Source organism: Hymenobacter negativus, from assembly GCF_016056375.1.
Taxonomy (GTDB): domain Bacteria; phylum Bacteroidota; class Bacteroidia; order Cytophagales; family Hymenobacteraceae; genus Hymenobacter; species Hymenobacter negativus_A.
Genome location: NZ_JAEDAE010000012.1, coordinates 1 through 19,867 on the forward strand (window position 1 = coordinate 1; position 19,867 = coordinate 19,867).

Here is a 19,867-nt window from a genome sequence, read left to right on the forward strand (position 1 = left end):
TTTCTACTAGAGCAGCTGCTTTTCGCAGAACCCGATGCCCTGTTGGCGATTGGGAGTGCAAAAGTACGGGGATTTTTTCGGAATGCAAGTAGTCGAAGAGAATAGTGGGCAAATATTCGGTTTGTCGCGGTTCAATTGGCAAAGTACCGGTTTCACGAATTCACTACTATTAATAGGTACCTCATCCCAAGATGTTCTTTTGACTACCTCTATAATGTGTGGTAATGCATACTACTTCACTACATGAATCGCATGAACACTATATAGTCAAAGACTGTGACATTGCTATGATTAATGTGAATTACCAATAGTATTGATGCATGGAAGAAACTACAGCAAGGAATAATATCTGAAAAGCGGGTACAATGCCCCTCATGCATTTGAGCAACGGAACAACCAAAGTATGTTTTTTATACACTACTGTTGGTTAGCTATTGTACTGTGGGTACACTGCCCAATACGCCGTTGGGTGTAGCTGAGGCCCCACGCGTTTCATTTCTATCGTCGCACTATCGGCCTTGAGGTCCAGCACGCTTTAGGGACCAGACAAGTAATACTAGAGACTAGCTACTCATTTTGACTTTAGTGTTTCCTTGATGAAGGTAAACGACTAAGGATGGGGTTAGATTATTATAATGCTTAGGGCGTTAAGCCTCTATCTGACCAATAGGGCTACACCTCGCTATATTCAACCGATTGAATATCTAAACAAGCATGGGAGGTGGCCGGTGCTAAATGTGCGCTACTGCGCTGTAAGGCTGCTGCACTATTGGAAAAATAATGGCTGTTTCCACCTTATTGAGGAGAAGTCCACAAGCTTTGAAGAGCAGCGTTTGACTATTAGCTATGTTTAGTGTCAGCATAAGCGGGCGGGCTGCATGTCTTGGCTAGTTCTTCGTTCCTGTGCAGCCTTTGCTAACCAAGCGATGTTAACCAGCATTTTCCGCCTTCGCAGGGGCATTAAAAAAGGCCCTCTGCGCAATGCGGAGGGCCTTTTTTGTGGCAACAGTTGGAATCGAACCAACGACACCAGCATTTTCAGTGCTGTGCTCTACCAACTGAGCTATGTTGCCGTCTCCCCACTGCGCCTTTAGGTTGCTTAGGGGACCGCAAAGGTACGAAAGCAATGCAACGAAGCAAGAGTCCCAGCAAAAAAAGTGTGAATATGTGCGCCAAGTTTAAAAAGTAGTAGGCATGCCGAGTATATTGCAGCCCCAAACGTTTCCACCTGCTTACCTTTACTGCATGTTGCAATCCATCCTCTTTTTACTGCTCCTGGTAGCGGCTTTTGGCTTTTTCACGTGGCAGGTCCGGAAAATCCGGGCTAACATCCTAGTTGGGCGTGAGCGCGACATGAGTGGCAATGTGGCCGAGCGGTTTCAGAAAACCTTGCTGGTGGCTTTCGGGCAGCAAAAAATGTTCAAGCGCATGACGCCGGCGTTGTTGCACCTGGTGGTGTACGTGGGCTTTCTGGTTATCAACATTGAGGTGATTGAGATTGTGGTGGATGGGCTATTTGGCAACATCTTCGGCTTTCATCGGGCATTGAAGTTCTTGGGGCCGGTGTATGATGTGCTGATGGCGACCAACGAAATCCTGGCGGCGCTGGTGATTGTGGCCGTAGCCGCGTTTTGGTGGCGCCGCAATAGCAACCCGCCGCTCAAGCGCTTCACGGGGCCGGAGTTGCGACTGTGGCCGAAGATGGATGCCAATATCATCCTTTATATAGAGGTGGCGCTGATGGTGGCATTGTTCTTTATGAATACGGCCGATTTGAAGCTGCACGAACTGCGCGGCGAAGACCTGCCGGGGACATTCCCTATCAGCAACCTGCTGGTGGGCCTGCTGCCCGGCAACGAGGGCACGCTGCACGTGTTGGAGCGGTTGGGCTGGTGGATTCATATTACCGGCATCCTGTTGTTTCTAAACTACCTGCCCAGCTCGAAGCACTTCCACATCATCATGGCGTTTCCGAACGTGTGGTACTCGCGACTGGTGCCGCAGGGGCAGTTCTCGAACGTGGAGAGCATCACCAACGAGGTGAAGGCGATGATGGACCCCGGCTTTGTAGTGCCCCCCGCCCCTACCGCGCCCGATGGCTCGGCGCTGGCGCCCACGCCTTTCGGTGCGAAAGACGTGGACGACCTGCCTTGGACCAACCTGCTGAATGCCTACTCCTGCACCGAGTGTGGCCGTTGCACTTCGGTGTGTCCAGCCAACCTGACGGGCAAGCTGCTCTCGCCGCGCAAAATCATCATGGACACGCGCGACCGGATGGAAGAGAAGTATAACTCGCCCGTCATTTTCCGCCCTAATGTGTACGGAGAGGAAGCCAAGCACGAGCCCATTACCGACATGATGGAGGCTACGCTGCTGCGCGGCAAGGTGACGCCGGAGGAGCTTTGGGCCTGCACTACCTGCAACGCCTGCGTGGAAAGCTGCCCGGTGAACATCAACCCGCTGGAAAGCATCATCGAGATGCGCCGTTTTCTGGTGCTGGAAGAGTCGGCCGCGCCAAACTCGCTGAACGTGATGTTCTCGAACATTGAAAACAACGGCGCGCCGTGGGCTTTCTCGCCGTCGGACCGGTTCAACTGGGCTGATGACTTGTTTGCGGCCGAGAAACCGGCAGCGACGGTTGCGTAACAACCACCTGTCATGCTGACGAAGGAAGCATCTTATCATCGCTGCTTTCGTCTAGTTTACTAATCTCACTGCGGCGGAGACGTGATAAGGTCCTTCGCTCCGCTCAGGATGGCACCCGTGTCGTTCTCCACTTCCCCAACTATGACTCCAGAAGCTCCCGCTAAAAAGCAAATCAACGTTCCCGTCATGGCCGATTTGGCGGCCCGCAACGAGTCGCCCGAAATCCTGTTCTGGGTGGGCTGTGCCGGCGCGTTCGATGACCGGTACAAGCGCGTGACCCGCGCTTTTGTGCGCATCCTCGACCATGTGGGCACCAAATACGCCGTGCTGGGCCTGGAAGAAAGCTGCACCGGTGACCCCGCCAAGCGCGCCGGCAACGAATTCCTGTTTCAGATGCAGGCCATGCAGAATATCACGACCTTGAATGGCTACGGCATCAAGAAAATCGTGACCGCCTGCCCGCATTGCTTCAACACCATCAAGAACGAATACCCTGCCCTGGGCGGCGACTACGAGGTCATTCATCACAGCACGTACCTGCAGCAGCTTATTAACGAGGGCAAAGTGGGCGTGACCGGAGGCGAGAGCTTCAAGGGCCGCCGCATTACTTTCCACGACAGCTGCTACCTGGGCCGCGCCAATAACATCTACGAAGCGCCACGCGAGGTGCTGGCCGCCCTCGATGCTGACCTAGTGGAGATGAAGCGCAGCCGCGCCAACGGCCTGTGCTGCGGCGCGGGCGGCGCGCAGATGTGGAAAGAAGCCGAACCGGGCAAAAAGGAAATCAACATAGAGCGCACCGAGGAGGCCCTGGCTACACTGGCCGGCAAGGCCGAAGCGCTGGCCAACCTGGGCGGCGTGGAAACCGAAACCAGTGCCCCCGGTGCCCACGATTTGCAGGGCAGCATTATCGCTGTTTCGTGCCCCTTCTGCATGACGATGATGAGTGACGGCGTAAAAAACAAGGAGCAGGAAAGCAAGGTGCAGGTGTTTGACCTGGCCGAGCTGGTGGCTTCGGCAGAGGGCATCAATGCCTAAATTTTGAGGGTGTGAATACATTTCTGGGGGTAAGCGGAAACAAGAAAACGTGCTTAGCTCCGTTTACCCCCATACCTTTGGAGGAATGGGCTGCCCGTTTGGGGGAGCTGCCCAGCCGTACTCACTGCCTTAAACCGCTCCTTATGTACGTTGCCTTCGACCAGCTGCCGCCCGAGGCCCGGGTGTGGATTTACCAGGCCAGCCGTCCGCTCAGCGGGCCGGAGATAGTGGGCGTGATGCCCATTTTGGCCCGCTTTGCCGAAGAATGGACCAGCCACGGCCGCAGCCTGCTGGCTTCGGGCGAATTTCTGCATCAACAGTTTTTGGTGATTGGGCTGGATGAGGGCGTGGCCGGCGCAAGCGGTTGTTCTATTGATGCTTCGGTGCGCTTCGTGGCTCAGCTTGAGCAGCGCCTGGGAGTGGAACTGCTGGAAAAATCCCGCTTGGCGTTTTTACAGGCCGGCACGGTGCAGCTACTCAAGCGAGGAGAATTGAAAGCGGCCGTAGCAGCCGGAACAATAGGCCCGGACACCTTTTATTTCGATAATACGCTAGCGACTAAGGGTGAATTGGATACCCGCTGGCCCCGTCCAGCCAGCCAAACCTGGTTGGTTCGCTACTTCGGGCAGGAAGAAAAAAACGGACAGCTTACGTGAATCCTGTTTAAAGGTAGTATTATTGCTAACCCAAAAATGCCTAATCGGGAATATTCCTGATTCCTCCCTCTTCCCTCCCCACACCACCACCCCACTTCACCTATGAGGAAACTATTATTCGTCTGCACTGCGGCTGGCTCTGTCGCGCTATTGAGCGGCTGTGCTACTAGCGGTGCTATGAGCAAGGGCGACAAGCAGTTCGCCCGTGGCCAGTATGAGCTAGCCATTCCCCTATACAAGGCCGATGTGGCCAAAGGCAAGGCAGCTGCAATCTCCAACTTCCGCATCGGCGAGGCTTACCGTCTCTCGAACCGGATTGAGGAAAGCGAGCCTTTCTACAAAGCCGCACTGGATGGTGGGGTGAAAAATGCTGACGCGGGCTTCCGCTACGCGGAGGCACTGAAAGCCAACGGCAAGTACGACGAGGCTGCGGCGCAGTTTGCGAGCTACGCCAGCAGCGGCGGTAACCGCACCCTGGCTGCCCGCGCTGAAACCGAAAGCAAGAACGCCGCCGCCAGCAAGGCCGTGGCTTCTATCAAAAACAAGTACGACGTGATGCCCGTGGACGCGCTGAACTCGGCCAGCTCCGATTTTGGCGGCACGATGATGGCCGGTACCGGCGACTTCGTATTTGCGTCAGGCCGCGAGGGCAAGAAGTACCTCGGCAACGGCGAGAACTTCAACGACCTCTATGCCATTAAGTTTGACAACGCGGCGGCCATGACCGGCGGCACGGTGCGCAAACTCGAAGGCCCCTTTAATACCGAGAATAAGCACGAAGCCAGCGCTACCTACACGCCCGATGGCAAGACGATGGTGTTTGCTCGCTCGAACGACGGCAGCAAAAAAGGCTACCTGAGCGTTGACCTCTGGATTTCATACCTCAAGGCTGGTGCCTGGAGCGAGCCCGTGCTGGCAAACATCAACGACCGCACAGCCGATGACTTTGCTCCAGCTTTCGCACCGGACGGCACCACGCTGTACTTCGCTTCGGGCCGTAAGGGCGGGCAGGGCGGCAACGACCTGTATAAGGCCACGCTCGGCCCGAACGGCCGCTTCTCGCCGGCTGAAAACCTCGGTGAGAGCATCAACACCGCCGGTAATGACAACTTCCCCGGCGTAGCGCCGGATGGCACGCTGTACTTTGCTTCGGACGGACGTCCCGGCCTAGGCAAGCTCGACCTCTTCATGGTGAAGAACGGCCAGCCCGTGAACCTGGGGGCTGATGTGAACAGTACCGCCGACGACTTCGCCCCCGTACCGATGGCCGGCGACATGGGCTTGTTCAGCTCGAACCGCGCCGGTGGCAAGGGTTCGGACGACGAGTACATGTTCAAGAAGAAGCCGCTCAAGCTGGTGACCTTCTATGCTGACGGCACCGTGCTGGAGCACGACGACAAAGCCAAAACCACGCTGCCCGTAGCCGGTGCCACCGTGACGGTGACCGGTGCCAACGGCCAGCGCCAGACCGCTACCAGCGGCCCAGACGGCAAATTCAGCCTGAAGCTGGACTCGGTGAGCAGCTACAACCTGCTGGCTGAGCGCGCCGGTGACTTCTCGTCGCGTGCCACGCTGAGCACCGTGGGCCGCAAGCCCAGCCAGGACCAGCTGCCCAACCTGACCAACGATATTCAGCTGCCAGTGACTCTGACGCTGAACAAAATCATCCTGGCCAAGGCAATTGAAGTCAAAGACATTCTCTACGACTACAATAAATATGACATCCGGCCGGATGCCGCCATCCGCCTCGATACGCTGGTGCAGACGCTGGTGGATAACCCCAAAATTTCCATCGAGCTGAGCTCGCACACCGACCAGCGCGGCAAGGACGCTTACAACCTGAAGCTTTCGCAACAGCGCGCCCAGGCCGCCGTTGACTACATCGTGAGCAAAGGCATTTCGAAGTCGCGCATCACGGCCAAGGGCTACGGCGAAACCCGCCCCATCGTGCTGAAGCCGACGACGGAAGAAGAATACCAGCGCAACCGTCGCACCGAGTTCAAAGTGACCCGGATAGCGAAGTAGCCTGAGCCTTCTGATTATAGTAAAAAAGCCCCCGCAGCTAACGTTACGGGGGCTTTTTGCTGCCCGACCATTTACTAGAGGCAACGGCGAGCCAGTTGATTTAGGGGATGGTAAAACGTGGCACAGGTTTTGGAAATAGCTGAACAGCGGCTGGATTTTCTGGCCGGTTGTTTCTTCTTTACTGCAATGAAAAAGGCTCTACTTCTGGCGTTGGCGGGTTTGTTTGCCGCCGTGGCTCCCGCACTGGCGTATCCGCCCATGCCGGCTAATGTTAACTTTTCGTCGGAGCGCGGGGTACCGTTTGGGTTGGTGCTGGATGGGCGGCCGCTCACGCGGGGCATGGCCCGGCAGGTGCACGTGGACCAGCTAATGCCCGGCCAGCACTGGGCCGATTTCAGTGTGCCTACGGCGTATGGTGGGGCTCTGCGCTTCCGCAGCCGCGTGTGGCTGGAGCCCGGCCTCGAAACCACGTTTGTGCTGGTGACGCGGCCCGGCCAGCCGCTGTATTTGCAGCAGGTGAATGCCGTGGCACTGTACGCGCCCGGCTATGGTGGCCGGGGCTACTACAACAACGGCGGCGGGCGCTACAACAGCCCGGTACCCTACAGCCAGGGCGGCGGCTACGGCAACCAAGGCAGCTACGGCAACGACCCGTATAACAACGGTGGCTACAACAACGCCCCGGCCCCCAATGCCTCCAACGGCGGCTACAGCAACAGCCCGAACTACCCCAGCAACGGCGGTGGCTATGGCAGCAACCCAAACTACCCCAGCAACGGCGGCTACAACAACGGCCCCACGCCCGGCAATTATCCCGGCACGGCCACCAGCAGCTACCGCAGCATGGCTTCGCAAGACGTGGATGCGCTAGTGAAAACTGTGCAGGGGCGCATTACGGAGGCCAGTAAGTTGAGTGCGGCTAAGGATGGCTTGGCCCAGCGTAGCCTGCGAGCCGATGAACTGAGTCGTATCCTGCGTAGCATCAATTCCGAGGCTTGCCGGATAGATTTGGCCACGTTTGCCTACTCTCACGTCAGCGACCCGGAGAATTTCGACCGGGTGTATGATGCGTTTGAGACGGAAAGCGGAGCCAAGGCGGTAGAAGATGCCTTGAATAATGCTTCGCAGCGCTGAGCGAGTGGGAATTGAGTGAATAATAAAAAAAGGGCCGCTGTCGTAATGACAACGGCCCTTTTTTTGTTCGCCGCAGAACGAATCAGAGGAATATTCAACTCCGATTCCTCCTGCGCCGGAATGATATTTCTTAGCGCAGGCGGTCGGCGCTGCGCACCAACTGCTCGTCGCGGCGGATGAAGCGGTTGGCCAGCAGATTGAGCAGCAAGGCCAGTGTGGGCAGGTAGAAGGCGATGAGGACCTGGCCTTCGAGCTTGATGTTGAGCAGCTGCTCGCCTTTTGTCTGGAAGTAGAACTCGGCCCCAAGGGTGGCGGTGATGAGCAGCAGGTTGATGGAGCCCAGCATGAGCTGCTTCATGCGGCTGCGAAACTGGAAAATCTCGAAAATAGCCAGCGCGGCTGAGGCAGCGGCCAGCGCCCCGATGGCCCAGACCGGACCAATACCGGCCGGCACGGTGAGGCCTTTGGCATCGAACCCGAAGGCGGTGAGAGTTAATTCCTGATTGGTGAGGCCGTCGATTTTGTGCCATAGGGGCAGCGCCAGCAGGCTTAACATGGCCAGGGCCAGCAAAAGCAAAAACACGCTTTGGATTCTTTGTATCATCTTTGTTGTAGTGTAGAACAAGTCCGGGCCAGTACCCGGGCCGCAAATTTAATCCCATCCGGCGCTTGCGCCGCCATTATTACCTTACGAATGCCAACTGCTTATATCGTGGATGCCGTGCGCACCCCGATTGGAAAATTTGGGGGTGCGCTCAGCAGCGTCCGCCCCGACGACCTTGCCGCCCACGTGCTCCGCGAGCTCATGCGCCGCAACCCTTCTGTTGATAAGGCCGCTGTCGAAGATGTTATCATCGGGGCCGCCAACCAAGCCGGGGAAGATAACCGCAACGTGGCCCGCATGGCCGCACTACTGGCCGGCCTGCCTATCACGGTACCCGGCAATACGGTGAACCGCCTCTGCGCCTCGGGCTTGCAGAGCATCATGGACGCGGCCCGTGCCATTAAGTGCGGCGAGGGTGACGTGTACCTAGCCGGTGGGGCCGAGAGCATGACCCGCGCCCCGTTCGTGATGGCCAAGTCGGAATCGGCCTTCGGGCGCGAGCTCACGGCGCACGACACCACGCTGGGCTGGCGCTTCATCAACCCCAAGCTGAGCAAGCTGCATTACCCCTTCGCCATGGGCCAGACGGCCGAAAATGTGGCCAAGCAGTACCACGTGACCCGCGAAGAGCAGGACCAGTTTGCCTTCGAGAGCCAGCGTAAATACGCCCGGGCACTGGAGAAAGGCCGTTTCCGCAAGGAGATTGTGCCCGTATTCATCCCTAGCCCCAAAGGTGATACGGCCCTGTTTGACGCCGACGAGCAGCCCCGCTTCTCGCCCCTTGAGAAATTGGCAACGCTGAAGCCCGCCTTCCAGCCCGAGGGCGGGACGGTGACGGCCGGCAACTCGGCAGGCATCAACGACGGCGCAGCGGCCGTGCTGATGGTGAGCGAAGAGGCGCTGAAGAAGTACAACCTGAAGCCCTTGGCGCGGGTGGTGGCCTCGGCCGTGGCCGGTGTGGACCCGTCGGTAATGGGCCTCGGCCCGATTCCGGCCACGCAGAAGGTGCTGCAGCGCGCCGGTCTTACACTGGCCGATATCGACCTGATTGAGCTCAACGAAGCCTTCGCGGCCCAGAGCATTGCCTGCGTGCGCGAGCTGGGCCTCGACATGGCCAAGGTGAACGTGAACGGCGGCAGCATTGCCATGGGCCACCCGCTGGGCAGCTCGGGCGCGCGCATCACCGCCACGCTGCTGCACGAGATGCACCGCCGCGGCGAGGGCATGCGCTACGGCCTGGCCACCATGTGCGTGGGCGTGGGCCAGGGCGCGGCCGTTATTTACGAGAAGCTGTAGGGACAGGTAAAAACCTTGTAGGGGCGGGGCTTGCCCCCGCCCGTCGTGGCACGACCGTGAGAACGGCGCGCACGGCGGGCGGGAGCAAGCCCCGCCCCTACTTGTTTGTATGACGTCTATTTAGTTAGTTTTTCGCACCACGCCCTTAACTTGGAACTGGCCCCCGTTACTACTAGCGCTACCCTATACTGGTGCGTGGTGGTGGAGTAGCGCCGTACTTTTGCGTCTGATGCGCTACTTCCTGCACCTTGCCTACGACGGCACTAACTACCGCGGCTGGCAGATTCAGCCCGGCCAGCCCACCGTGCAGGCCGAAATCGACCGCTGCCTGACCCAGATACTGCGCCATCCCACCTACTGCCTGGGCAGCGGCCGCACCGATACCGGCGTGCATGCCAGCCACCAGGTGGCGCATTTCGACGCCGACCTGCCCGAAACCCTGCCGCTCGACGTGCTGCTCTACCGCCTGCGCCGCGCCCTGCCGCCCGACATCGGGGCCCTGCGCCTGCACCCCGTGCCCGACGAGGCCCACGCCCGCTTCTCGGCCGAGGAGCGCAACTACAACTACTTTGTGGTGACGGAGCCCGACCCTTTCCGGCGCGACCAGGCCCTATATGTGGACCGCCCGCTCGACATCGCAGCCATGAACGAGGCGGCTGACTACCTCGTGGGGCAGTTCGATTTTACCACCTTCTCGAAGGTGAAGGGCGGCGAAAACCATTATGTGTGCTACTGCACGGCCGCTGGCTGGCACCCGGCACCGGGCGGCTGGCGCTTCCACATCCGGGCCAACCGCTTTGTGCGGGGCATGGTGCGGCTGGTGGTGGGCACCCTGCTCGACGTGGGCCGGGGCCGCCTCACGCCCCGCCAGTTTCAGGAGCTGCTATGGGCCCAAAAGCGGGTAGATGCCGGCAGCGCCGCCCCGGCCAAAGGCCTTTTCCTGAGCCGGGTAGAGTATGAGCCCGACGTGGTGCCGGAGTAATGGCAAGCGCGGCTTAACTTGAGCGGGCTTGCGGGCAAGGCATTGTTTTTGCGCGTAGCAACAGGCCACCTTTGGCCTTCCTTTCCACCGTTTGCTTATGCGCCCAACAGCTACTCTGTTGCTGGTGCTGGCCGTTTTGCTCGCGCCCCCCGCCCGGGCGCAGGAATCGGCCCGCACCATTGAATTTGTTGAAAACCGGGGCCAGTGGGATGCCCCCGCCCGCTATGCCGCCCAGGTAGCCTCCGGAGCCCGCCTTTTTGTGGAGAAAACCGGGCTGACTTATGCCCTGACCGCCGGGCTGCCGGGCCACGGACCCGCCAAAACCGCCCGGGCCAATGGCCGGCTTCCTGCCCACGGCCTGCGGCTGGAGTTCGTGCAGCCCAGCGCCGCCGCTACGCTTGCCCCCGAAGCCGAAACCGAAGTACCCGGCCGCCGCCACTACCTGCGCGGCACCGCCGCTGCCCGCTGGGCTACCGACGTGCGCGCCTGGCGGCAGCTGCGCTACCGCCAGCTCTGGGCTGGTATCGACTTTTTGTTGAAAGAAAGCTCCACTTACCAGTTCGAATACGACCTGCTGCTAAGCCCCGGGGCCGACCCCACCCGGGCCCAGTGGCGCTACCGCGGGGCCGACGGCCTGCGCCTCGACCCCGCCACCGGCCAGCTGCGGGTGCAGACTTCGGCCGGCGTGCTGAGTGATTTTCGGCCCGAGGCCTGGCAGACCGACCCGGCTACCGGGGCGCGGCAGCCGGTGGCCTGCGCCTTTGTGCTGCGCGGCGAAGTGGTGAGCTTTAAGCTGGGAACGTATGATGCCAGCCGGCCACTGGTGATTGACCCCGCCGTGCAGTTTGCCAGCTACACGGGCTCGCCGGTGGAAAACTGGGGCTTTGCGGCTACGCACGATGCGGCGGGCAACCTCTACACGGCGGGCGTGGTGTTTGAGGCCGGTTATCCGGTCACGACCGGAGCCTACCAGACGGCCTTTGCCGGCAGCACCGACATTGCCATCATGAAATTCACGACCAGCGCCACCGGCCCCGGCGCGCGGGCCTGGGCCACCTACGTGGGCGGCAACAACCTGGAGTTTCCGCACAGCCTGCTGGTGAACGAGCGCAACGAGCTTGTGCTGCTGGGCACTACTGCTTCCCCTGATTTCCCTACCACCACCACCGCCCTGAGCCGGGCGCTACGGGGCGGGCCTGCCATCGCGCCATTCGGCAACAACTCGCCTTTCGTGCTCAGCAGCGGCTCCGACCTGGTGCTGACGCGCCTGAGCGCCAACGGCGGCCGGCTGCGGGCCAGCACCTACCTGGGCGGCACTGGCACCGATGGCCTGCTGGACCCGGCCGCCGCCACGCCGCGCTTGCGCCACAACTACGGTGATGCCTTCCGGGGCGACCTGGCCCTTGACCCGCAGGGCAACGTGTACGTGGCCAGCGTGACGGGTTCGGCCGATTTCCCTGGCCTAGTGCCCGGCAACTACTGGGGCGGCAGCTCCGATGGCCTCGTCACCAGCCTCGATTCCAGCTTCAGCCGCGTGCGGTGGACTACGCTGCTGGGCGGCGCCGGGGCCGATGCGGCATACTCTTTACAGCGCGAAGACGCGGGCGGCGAACTGCTGGTGGCGGGCGGCACTACCAGTCCCAGTCTGGCCGGAGCCACGGGCGGCTACCAGGCCGCGCCCGGCGGCGGCGTGGATGGCTACGTGGCCCGCCTGCGGCCCGACGGCACGCTGCAGCAAAGCACTTATCTGGGCACCAGTGCCTACGACCAGGCTTTTTTTGTGCGGCAGGGACCGGGTGGGCAGGTGTACGTGCTGGGCCAGACGCTGGACCCGGCCTGGCCCGGCCTCGATGCCACGCGCTACCACACGGCGCAGGGCCAGCAGTTTATCCAGCAGTTGGCGTCAAACCTGCGCTCGTCGGTGTTTGCCACGGTATTTGGCAGCGGGCGCACTACCACGGACATTTCCCCCACCGCATTTGGGGTAGACTGCTACGGGCGCATTCTGCTGGCGGGCTGGGGCGGTGGGCTCGACCCCAACAACGGCTCGACCACCGGCCTGCCCGTGACGGCCAACGCCCTGCAGAACAACACCGACAGCCAGGATTTCTACCTGATGCAGCTTTCTGATGGCGCGCGAGTGCTCGACTACGCCACCTTTTTCGGCACCTCAGCCGATGACCACGTGGACGGTGGCACTTCGCGCTTCGATGCCCAGGGCATCCTCTACCAAGCCGTGTGCGCCTGCGACCAGGGCGGCGCGGGCACGGGCAGCCTGCCCATTCCGCCCGGGGCCTTCACCTATGCTGCCGCCAATGGAGCGCCGCGCTGCAACAATGCGGCCTTCAAGTTTGCGTTTCTGGCGGCGGCCTCGCCAGCGGGTACCGATACGCTCTCGGTGTGCGCACAGGCGGGGCCGGTGGCACTGGGGGGCTCGCCGGCCGGTGGCACCTGGACGGGGCCGGGCGTGAGCGGCACTGTCGGCAGCTTCATCTTTACGCCCAGTCCGACGCTGCTAGGCCCCAATGTGCTCACCTACACCAGCCCCGGCGCGGCCAATGGCTGCGCCGGCACCAGCACGCGGCGCATCACGGTGCTGCCCCAGGGCCGGGCCACGGCAACGGCCCCGCAACGCTCGTTTTGCTTGTTGACGGGGTTGCCGCAGCCCACGGTACCGCTCACGGGGCTGCCTGCCGGTGGCACCTGGACCGGCAAGGGCGTAGTGCCGGGCACGGCCCGATTCGACCCGCTGCTGGCCGGGCCGGGCAGCCACACCCTCACCTACGAGGTGTCTGCGGGGCGCTGCCCGGTGCTGGCTACCCTGCAAATGGCGGTGAAAACCGTGCCGCCCCACACGCCCCTGCCGCCGCGCCAGGTATGCCTCAACGACCCGCCGACGGCGCTGCCCGGGTTGCCGCCGGGCGGCATCTGGACGGGCCCGGGCGTGTCGGGCTCCATCGGCGGCTTCGTGTTTACGCCCTCCCCGGCGCTGCTGGGCGGGCCGCACATCCTCATCTATACTTTCCAGGGCAATACCGACTGCGATGCCGTAATCGACACCCTGCGCATGACCGTGCTGCCGCCCGGCCCCATCGGCGCAGCCCCACCCGACACGGCACTTTGCCTCGGCACGCGGCCCTTCCGGCTCCTCGGCGGCACACCGCTGGGGGGCTCCTGGAGCGGGCCCGGCGTATCGGGCTCCGTGGCCACAGGGTTCTTCTTCACCCCGTCCCCGCTGTTCACCGGGCCGCAAACGCTGCTTTATACCGGCCCGCCCGGCAACTCGCCGGCCTGTCCCGGCCGGGCGCAGCGCGTCGTGACCGTGAATACGAGCGGCGTGGCCACGGTATCGGCGCCCGACACCGTGATGTGCGCCGTGGCCGGGCCCCAACGCCTGAGTGCCATTCCCAGTGGCGGCATGTGGACCGGCCCGGGAGTATCGGGCTCGGTGGCCGGCGGTTTTTTCTTTACGCCAACGGCGGCGCTGATGGGGGTGCAGGTGCTGGCCTACATCGGCCCGGCCCCAGCCAACGCCGCCGACTGCCCCGTGGCCGGCCGCCTGCGCCTGCAGGTGCTGCCGCTGCCGCCGCTGTTTTTTGCGCCGGTGGGCGATGTCAGCTTTTGCCTGGCCGCGCCGCCCCACGGCATTGTGCTGGCAGCCCTACCGGCGGGCGGCGTATTTAGCGGGCCGGGGGTGGTGGGCAACCGTTTCAACCCCTCCGATGCCGGGCCGGGCCGCCACACGCTCACCTACACCTGGGACTTCGCCCAAGTGCGCTGCCCTACCACCATCAGCCAAACCGTGAATGTGAGCTTGGTGCCGGCCGTGCACCTGCCGCCTGACACCGTGCTTTGCGCTCCGCCCGCATCCCTGCAGCTGCGGGCTAGCCCGGCCGGCGGCACCTGGACCGGGCTGGGCGTGACGGCCGCCGGCGTGTTTACCCCGCCTACCGCGCCTGGCACCACCACACTCTACTACGAGCTGCCCGGCTCCTGCGACCCGGCCCCCTACCGCGTGACCGTGCCCGCCCAACTTTCGGCCCAGGCCCGCTGGACTGTACCCGCCTGCCCCGCCAATGCCTACGCCCCGCGCCGGCTGCGTTTCGAGGCCACCGGGGCCGCGTCGGCCCAGGTGCAGTGGGATTTTGGCGATGGCACGCCGCCGGCCACCGGCGCAGTGGTGGAGCATACATACGCCGCAGCCGGCCGCTACCAGCCGCTGGCCAGCCTGCCCGCCGCGCCCGCCGGCAGCTGCCCCAACCAGCTCACCCTGCCACCCGTGGACGTGCAGGCCGCCCGCGTGCCCAATATCATCACTCCCAACGCCGATGGGCTGAACGACACCTTCGCTCCGGAGCTGGGCGGCTGCACGGGCCGCCTCCAGGTATTCTCGCGCTGGGGCCAACTGGTGTTCGACACCCCGACCTACCACAACGACTGGGGCGGCGCAGGCCTGCCGGCCGGCCTCTACTACTACCTGCTGCACGATGCCGACGGCGGAACGCTGGGCAAGGGCTGGGTGGAGCTTGTGCGCTAGCGCTTGTTTTTCTAACGATGGCAAGCCTGCCTACACTGTCATCGTCGTCAAAAAACTGATGGTCCAGTAGCAGCCGAGCCGGGAGGAAACCGTGGCCACAGCCAACTCTTTGGCCCCGGCCACGGTTTCCTCCCGACCTTTGCCCTACTTATGGACCCCACCACTTCCGCCACCAAAACCGGCCAGGTCTTCGACTGGGCCGTGCTGCGCCGCCTGCTCGGCTACGTGCGCCCTTACCGGCGCGTCTTTATCGGCCTGATTGTGCTTACCGTGGCCACGGCCGTGCTGGGCACGCTGCGGCCCTTCATCATTCAGCGCATGGTCGATGTCAGCATCGAGCAAGGCGACATGAAGGGGCTGAACTTTATGTTTCTGCTGCTGCTGGTACTGCTGGTGGCCCACGCCGGCGTGAGCTACCTGCAGACGTATTACGGCGGCTGGCTGGGTCAGTACATCGTGCGCGACATCCGCACCGACCTCTACCGCCACCTGCTCAGCCTCAAGCTCAAATTCTTCGACCAGACGCCCATCGGCGTGCTCGTGACACGCAACATCTCCGACGTCGAAACGCTGTCCGACGTGTTCAGCGAGGGCTTAGCGGCCATGGTGGGCGACATTCTGCAGCTACTGTTCATCATGGCCTTTATGTTCTACATCGACTGGCGGCTCACGCTGGTGAGTTTGTCCGTAATTCCGCCCCTGCTGTTCAGCACCTACGTGTTCAAGGAGAAAATCAAGGGCTCATTTCAGGACGTGCGGACGGCCGTGGCCAAGCTCAATAGCTTCGTGCAGGAGCACCTCACAGGCATGAACGTGGTCCAGATTTTCAACAACGAAGAGCGCGAGTACCGCAAGTTCGCCGCCATCAACAAGGAGCACACCGAGGCCAACATTCGCTCGGTGCTCTACTACAGCATCTATTTCCCGGTGGCCGAGGTGCTGGGCGCCATCGGCGTGGGCCTGCTGGTGTGGTACGCCGCGCAGGGCCAGATTGAGGGCTCGATTTCGAAGGGCGCGCTCATCGCCTTCATCATGTACAACGCCCTGTTTTTCCGCCCTATTCGCCAGATTGCCGACCGGTTCAACACCCTGCAATTAGGTTTGGTAAGCACAGAGCGTCTCCTGAAACTGCTCGACAACCAGGAGCTAATCGCCCCCACCGGTACCTTCGCCCCCGCTGAATTGGAGGGCGACGTGGAATTCAAGCACGTCAAATTTGCCTACAATGAGCCCGACTGGGTGCTCAAAGACATCAGCTTCCACGTGAAGCCCGGCCAGACCATCGCCTTCGTGGGGGCCACCGGCGCGGGCAAAACCAGCATCATCAACCTGCTGAGCCGCTTCTACGACATTCAGAGCGGCAGCATCCTCATTGACGGCCGCGACCTGCGCGAGTACGACCTCAGCCTGCTGCGCCGGCAAATCGGCATCGTGCTGCAAGATGTTTTCCTCTTCGCCGGCTCCATCCGCGACAACATCACGCTGGGCAACAAGGCCATCACCGACCAGCAAATCTGGGCAGCCGCCGACCTCGTGGGTGCCCGCCGCTTCATCGAGCGCCTGCCCGAAGGCCTCGGCTACCCCGTGATGGAGCGCGGGGCCACGCTCTCCGTGGGTCAGCGCCAGCTCATCAGCTTCGTGCGGGCCATGGTGTACCAGCCCCACATCATCGTGCTAGACGAAGCTACGTCCTCCGTCGACTCCGAAACCGAGGAGTTGATTCAGCAGGCCATCGAAAAGCTGATGCAGGGCCGCACCTCGCTCGTCATCGCCCACCGCCTGAGCACCATCCAGAAAGCCGATAAAATCATCGTGCTCGACAAGGGCGAAATCAAGGAAACCGGCACCCACGACGAGCTGCTGCGCATCGAGGGCGGCTATTATGCCCAGCTCTACCGCATGCAGTACGTCGTCAATGGATGAATGAGCGAGTGGGTGAGTGGATGAATGACAACTGCGCCATCCACCTACTCACCCATTCACTCATTCACCCACTCACCCATTGAACCATGCGCTACCTCTTTCTCGCCATCATCCTGCTCACGCTCATTGCGGCCGGCACTTACGTTTACCTTGGCGGTACCCACGAACCTAAAACGACTCTCGAAATCACTGCCGCGCCGCTATATCTGGCCGGCCAGCCTTTCCACGGCAAGGTCACCGGCGATGCCTTCGGCACCCTGTTTCGCCAAGCCAAAGACGCCCAGGCCCGGCTGCACGGCGACCTCGCCAACCTCTACCTCAACGACCCTGAAACGGCCCACGATACCATCCGGGCCTTCATCGGCCTGGCCGTGACCGATACCACCCAAGCTCTGCCCACCGGTTTCCACTACCGTGTAGTACCGCCCGGACAGCGCGTGCTGGCCGCCCGCCTCAAGGGCGTGAGCTACCTGCTAGCACCCAATAAGCTCTACCCCGCTGCCCTCGAAGCCGTGAAAGCCCAGAAACTTACCCAGCGCGGCGACTTCTACCTGGAACGCTTCGGGGCCAACGAGGAATCGGAAGTATGGGTGGGCGTGAAGTAGCTACCGGCCAACGGCTTGCACCAAAGCCCTCATAGCCTGCCCTGCCGCGACTATCATGAGTGGCAACAAAAAGCCTTGGCATCGGATGATGCCAAGGCTTTTATCAGCAGGCGAAAAGGTCTGCTTCGTTATTTGCGCCCGAAATAATAGCCGGCCCCAAATTGCAGCTGGCTCAGGCCAAAGCCGGCATCGAGCGAATTGAGCGTCTGGTCGATGTTGTTGTCGTTCTTCACTTTCAACCGACTATAGCTCAGGCTGCCAATACTTGCCGTCAGGCCAAGCTTAGGCACCGGAAAAAAGATAATACCCGGCGTAAGCGCCGCGTAAAAACCGGTCAGTTTGCGTGTTGAATAGTAAATGCTTGGGTTGCCGTAGTTGTTGTAATACAAACTCTGGCTCACGTTGTTGTCCGACTCATAGCCCGCGCCAAGCATCGTCGTCAGGCCAAACTGTTCGCTCAGCATTTTGTAGTACTGGGCCATGGGCCCCACCCGCAAAGTAGAAGCCGTAGGGATGGATGGTGAGGAGCTGTTGTTATTTGAAGATGTGTAGGAGCCTCCGGTTACCGTGTGGTTAAGCTGCAAGCCCAACGCCAAGTTATCGGCCACGAAGCCCCCCACGGATAAATCCAGCATGAACGTCCCGAACCTGGAAGTGCTGCTGAATGCGCTCCCGTTGCCGGTGGTGCTGCTTACGTTTTCGGTCTGGGTATGGTAGCCAACGCTACCGGTGAGCAGCCCGGTGCCCTTGCCAATGGTAGACTGGGCCTGCGCGGCCGAAAGAGTGCTGCCTAGCGCAGCCAGTAGAAGTACTGTATTTCTCATGTGGGAGGAAATAATGAATGGGAAAAGAACCGTAAAGGTCTTCCCGTTTTCACCCAATCCAACACCCGCCTTCCATTAATCCTTACGGCTGTGCAGCCGGTCCCACCACCCAACGGCCTGAAAAGCACAATGCCCCTGCCGAGAAGACAGGGGCATTGAAGCTTACGGGAAAGTCGGGGTGGCAGGATTCGAACCTACGGCCTCGTCGTCCCGAACGACGCGCGCTACCGGGCTGCGCTACACCCCGAAAGCCGGCCGATGGGGCGACCGGTTTTCTTGCTCCAATATTAGCGGCCGAAAAAAGCCTCCGAACCCAGAAGTTCGGAGGCTTTACAAGAGCGGCTGCTCTTCCGTCGGAGTGGCAGGATTCGAACCTACGACCTCCAGCACCCCATGCTGGCGCGATACCAGGCTACGCTACACCCCGATTGGTATTGGAGCGACAAAGGTAAGGTTATTTTTGATTCTTGTGCAAGCTGAGCAAAAATAAAGTTTTGTCAGCAGTGGCCTAGGGCCAGTTTTTGGAGCGGTTTTGGTTCAATCAGCCTCATAATTGCTTAGCTTTACGCAAGCCGTTTTACCTCATCTTGTTCTTATCCTACTTATGAAAAAGTTATTACTACTTGTGTTGGTCAGCATGTTGGCTTCGGCCGCCGCGCAGGCCCAAGCACCGGCTTCCACCAGCCCTGCAGCAGCTCCCGCCAAAGAAGAAGCAATTTTGCCCAACGGTGCAGTAGCCCCCACCCCCGCAACGGTTGCGGCCACCGCCGCGCCAGCCGCCGAGGGTGCCAGCCGCATTGCCCTGGCCCCCGAAACGCCCGCCGCCAACCCCAACGCCATTAAGGTGAAAGCCGATGCCGTGGCCGGCAAGCTCACCGTGAAAACCGATAACCCCGGCCCTACCCGCGTAGAAGTGTCCGATGCCGGCGGCCGTCCGGTCATCACCCACACCATGATGAACGGGCAGACGCCGGCCGTGCTCAACGTGAGCCAGCTGCCGGCCGGAGCCTACATCGTGCGCTGCACCGCTTATGAAAAAACCGGCATGCGCCGCGTTATGATTGGTCAGTAGAAAAGCATCTCGTACTCCGAAACAAAGACTATTTAAAAAGGCCGTCATGCTAAGCATGACGGCCTTTTCCGTTTGCGTCATTCAGTATTAACCCAGCGGCTCCAGCAGGTCCCACTTGTTGCCATATAAGTCCTCGAAGACGGCTACATGGCCATAGGCTTCGGAGCGCGGCGTTTCGAGGAAGCGCAGGCCACGGCTCTGCAGCACCGGGTAGTCGCGCCAGAAATCATCGGTGTGGAGGAACAGCCAGACGCGGCCCGCGCCCTGATGGCCCACACCGCGCTTTTCCTCGTCGGTTTTGGCCTCGGCCAGCAGCAGGGTGCAACCAGTGGGGCCAGGCGGGGCTACCACCACCCAGCGCTTGCCCTGGCCCATATCCAGGTCAGAAACCAGGGCGAAACCCAGTACAGTGGTGTAGAAGGCAATGGCTTCGTCGTAATCACGAACGAGCAGGGTGACGTGGGCGAGGCGCTGGTTCATGCGGTGGCTTAGTGGATGAGTGGATTGGTGAATTGGCGCGGATGA

At 61.2% G+C, this 19,867-nt stretch carries 14 protein-coding genes and 3 tRNA genes; 11 read left to right on the forward strand and 6 right to left on the reverse strand.

Annotated elements, in window-relative coordinates:
• Nucleotides 1-1,000: 1,000 nt before the first annotated feature.
• Nucleotides 1,001-1,073: transfer RNA gene (locus I7X13_RS19270), tRNA-Phe, on the reverse strand.
• Between the two features lie 172 nt (nucleotides 1,074-1,245).
• Here I7X13_RS19270 and I7X13_RS19275 point away from each other — a divergent pair.
• The 5 genes from I7X13_RS19275 (at nucleotide 1,246) to I7X13_RS19295 (ending at nucleotide 7,499) form a co-directional block, all read left to right on the forward strand.
• Nucleotides 1,246-2,646 (forward strand): (Fe-S)-binding protein, encoded by a 1,401-nt coding sequence (locus I7X13_RS19275; protein WP_198076735.1) that lies wholly within the window; start codon nucleotides 1,246-1,248, stop codon nucleotides 2,644-2,646.
• A 186-nt stretch (nucleotides 2,647-2,832) separates the two neighbouring features.
• Nucleotides 2,833-3,684 carry a (Fe-S)-binding protein gene (locus I7X13_RS19280; RefSeq protein WP_198069712.1) on the forward strand — a complete coding sequence of 284 codons (852 nt, stop codon included), beginning with the start codon at nucleotides 2,833-2,835 and terminating at the stop codon, nucleotides 3,682-3,684.
• 143 nt (nucleotides 3,685-3,827) lie between these two features.
• Nucleotides 3,828-4,340, forward strand: coding sequence for a hypothetical protein (locus I7X13_RS19285; RefSeq protein ID WP_198076736.1), 513 nt, complete (start codon nucleotides 3,828-3,830; stop codon nucleotides 4,338-4,340).
• Between the two features lie 102 nt (nucleotides 4,341-4,442).
• Nucleotides 4,443-6,365: an OmpA family protein gene (locus tag I7X13_RS19290; RefSeq protein ID WP_198069669.1), complete on the forward strand. Its 1,923-nt coding sequence runs from the start codon at nucleotides 4,443-4,445 to the stop codon at nucleotides 6,363-6,365.
• A gap of 186 nt (nucleotides 6,366-6,551) precedes the next feature.
• Complete coding sequence (locus I7X13_RS19295) at nucleotides 6,552-7,499, forward strand: DUF4476 domain-containing protein (RefSeq protein WP_198076737.1); 948 nt, start codon at nucleotides 6,552-6,554, stop codon at nucleotides 7,497-7,499.
• 130 nt (nucleotides 7,500-7,629) lie between these two features.
• Here I7X13_RS19295 and I7X13_RS19300 read toward each other — a convergent pair whose 3' ends face one another.
• Nucleotides 7,630-8,103: a DUF4293 family protein gene (locus I7X13_RS19300; protein WP_198069667.1), complete on the reverse strand. Its 474-nt coding sequence runs from the start codon at nucleotides 8,101-8,103 to the stop codon at nucleotides 7,630-7,632.
• A 90-nt stretch (nucleotides 8,104-8,193) separates the two neighbouring features.
• On the opposite strand from I7X13_RS19300, the gene I7X13_RS19305 reads away from it, so the two are divergent.
• The 5 genes from I7X13_RS19305 to I7X13_RS19325 all read left to right on the forward strand — a co-directional run bounded on the left by I7X13_RS19305 (nucleotide 8,194) and on the right by I7X13_RS19325 (nucleotide 17,446).
• The gene (locus I7X13_RS19305; RefSeq protein ID WP_198069666.1) at nucleotides 8,194-9,399 is read left to right on the forward strand and encodes a thiolase family protein; all 1,206 of its coding nucleotides are present in this window, start codon (nucleotides 8,194-8,196) and stop codon (nucleotides 9,397-9,399) included.
• A gap of 229 nt (nucleotides 9,400-9,628) precedes the next feature.
• Nucleotides 9,629-10,381: a tRNA pseudouridine(38-40) synthase TruA gene (gene truA / locus I7X13_RS19310; protein WP_198076738.1), complete on the forward strand. Its 753-nt coding sequence runs from the start codon at nucleotides 9,629-9,631 to the stop codon at nucleotides 10,379-10,381.
• A 97-nt stretch (nucleotides 10,382-10,478) separates the two neighbouring features.
• Nucleotides 10,479-14,918: a DUF7948 domain-containing protein gene (locus tag I7X13_RS19315; protein ID WP_198076739.1), complete on the forward strand. Its 4,440-nt coding sequence runs from the start codon at nucleotides 10,479-10,481 to the stop codon at nucleotides 14,916-14,918.
• 150 nt (nucleotides 14,919-15,068) lie between these two features.
• The gene (locus tag I7X13_RS19320; protein WP_198076740.1) at nucleotides 15,069-16,841 is read left to right on the forward strand and encodes an ABC transporter ATP-binding protein; all 1,773 of its coding nucleotides are present in this window, start codon (nucleotides 15,069-15,071) and stop codon (nucleotides 16,839-16,841) included.
• An 86-nt stretch (nucleotides 16,842-16,927) separates the two neighbouring features.
• A complete protein-coding gene (locus I7X13_RS19325; RefSeq protein WP_198076741.1) occupies nucleotides 16,928-17,446 on the forward strand; it encodes a hypothetical protein in 519 nt (172 codons plus the stop codon).
• Between the two features lie 128 nt (nucleotides 17,447-17,574).
• Here the strand turns inward: I7X13_RS19325 and I7X13_RS19330 are convergent, their stop codons facing one another.
• The 3 genes from I7X13_RS19330 to I7X13_RS19340 form a co-directional block, all read right to left on the reverse strand.
• Nucleotides 17,575-18,270, reverse strand: coding sequence for a hypothetical protein (locus I7X13_RS19330; RefSeq protein ID WP_198076742.1), 696 nt, complete (start codon nucleotides 18,268-18,270; stop codon nucleotides 17,575-17,577).
• Nucleotides 18,271-18,443: 173 nt separating this feature from the next.
• Nucleotides 18,444-18,517: transfer RNA gene (locus tag I7X13_RS19335), tRNA-Pro, on the reverse strand.
• A 106-nt stretch (nucleotides 18,518-18,623) separates the two neighbouring features.
• Nucleotides 18,624-18,697: transfer RNA gene (locus tag I7X13_RS19340), tRNA-Pro, on the reverse strand.
• Nucleotides 18,698-18,874: 177 nt separating this feature from the next.
• On the opposite strand from I7X13_RS19340, the gene I7X13_RS19345 reads away from it, so the two are divergent.
• Nucleotides 18,875-19,342 carry a T9SS type A sorting domain-containing protein gene (locus I7X13_RS19345; protein WP_198076743.1) on the forward strand — a complete coding sequence of 156 codons (468 nt, stop codon included), beginning with the start codon at nucleotides 18,875-18,877 and terminating at the stop codon, nucleotides 19,340-19,342.
• A gap of 87 nt (nucleotides 19,343-19,429) precedes the next feature.
• Here I7X13_RS19345 and I7X13_RS19350 read toward each other — a convergent pair whose 3' ends face one another.
• The gene (locus I7X13_RS19350; RefSeq protein ID WP_198076744.1) at nucleotides 19,430-19,822 is read right to left on the reverse strand and encodes a VOC family protein; all 393 of its coding nucleotides are present in this window, start codon (nucleotides 19,820-19,822) and stop codon (nucleotides 19,430-19,432) included.
• Between the last annotated feature and the right edge of the window lie 45 nt (nucleotides 19,823-19,867).

Excerpts from the sequence above, each read along its gene's own strand:
- I7X13_RS19275 (WP_198076735.1), top strand. The coding sequence starts at position 1,246 with ATGTTGCAATCCATCCTCTTTTTACTGCTCCTGGTAGCGGCTTTTGGC.
- I7X13_RS19280 (WP_198069712.1), top strand. The coding sequence starts at position 2,833 with ATGGCCGATTTGGCGGCCCGCAACGAGTCGCCCGAAATCCTGTTCTGG.
- I7X13_RS19285 (WP_198076736.1), top strand. The coding sequence starts at position 3,828 with ATGTACGTTGCCTTCGACCAGCTGCCGCCCGAGGCCCGGGTGTGGATT.
- I7X13_RS19290 (WP_198069669.1), top strand. The coding sequence starts at position 4,443 with ATGAGGAAACTATTATTCGTCTGCACTGCGGCTGGCTCTGTCGCGCTA.
- I7X13_RS19295 (WP_198076737.1), top strand. The coding sequence starts at position 6,552 with ATGAAAAAGGCTCTACTTCTGGCGTTGGCGGGTTTGTTTGCCGCCGTG.
- I7X13_RS19300 (WP_198069667.1), bottom strand. The coding sequence starts at position 8,103 with ATGATACAAAGAATCCAAAGCGTGTTTTTGCTTTTGCTGGCCCTGGCC.
- I7X13_RS19305 (WP_198069666.1), top strand. The coding sequence starts at position 8,194 with ATGCCAACTGCTTATATCGTGGATGCCGTGCGCACCCCGATTGGAAAA.
- truA (WP_198076738.1), top strand. The coding sequence starts at position 9,629 with ATGCGCTACTTCCTGCACCTTGCCTACGACGGCACTAACTACCGCGGC.
- I7X13_RS19315 (WP_198076739.1), top strand. The coding sequence starts at position 10,479 with ATGCGCCCAACAGCTACTCTGTTGCTGGTGCTGGCCGTTTTGCTCGCG.
- I7X13_RS19320 (WP_198076740.1), top strand. The coding sequence starts at position 15,069 with ATGGACCCCACCACTTCCGCCACCAAAACCGGCCAGGTCTTCGACTGG.
- I7X13_RS19325 (WP_198076741.1), top strand. The coding sequence starts at position 16,928 with ATGCGCTACCTCTTTCTCGCCATCATCCTGCTCACGCTCATTGCGGCC.
- I7X13_RS19330 (WP_198076742.1), bottom strand. The coding sequence starts at position 18,270 with ATGAGAAATACAGTACTTCTACTGGCTGCGCTAGGCAGCACTCTTTCG.
- I7X13_RS19345 (WP_198076743.1), top strand. The coding sequence starts at position 18,875 with ATGAAAAAGTTATTACTACTTGTGTTGGTCAGCATGTTGGCTTCGGCC.
- I7X13_RS19350 (WP_198076744.1), bottom strand. The coding sequence starts at position 19,822 with ATGAACCAGCGCCTCGCCCACGTCACCCTGCTCGTTCGTGATTACGAC.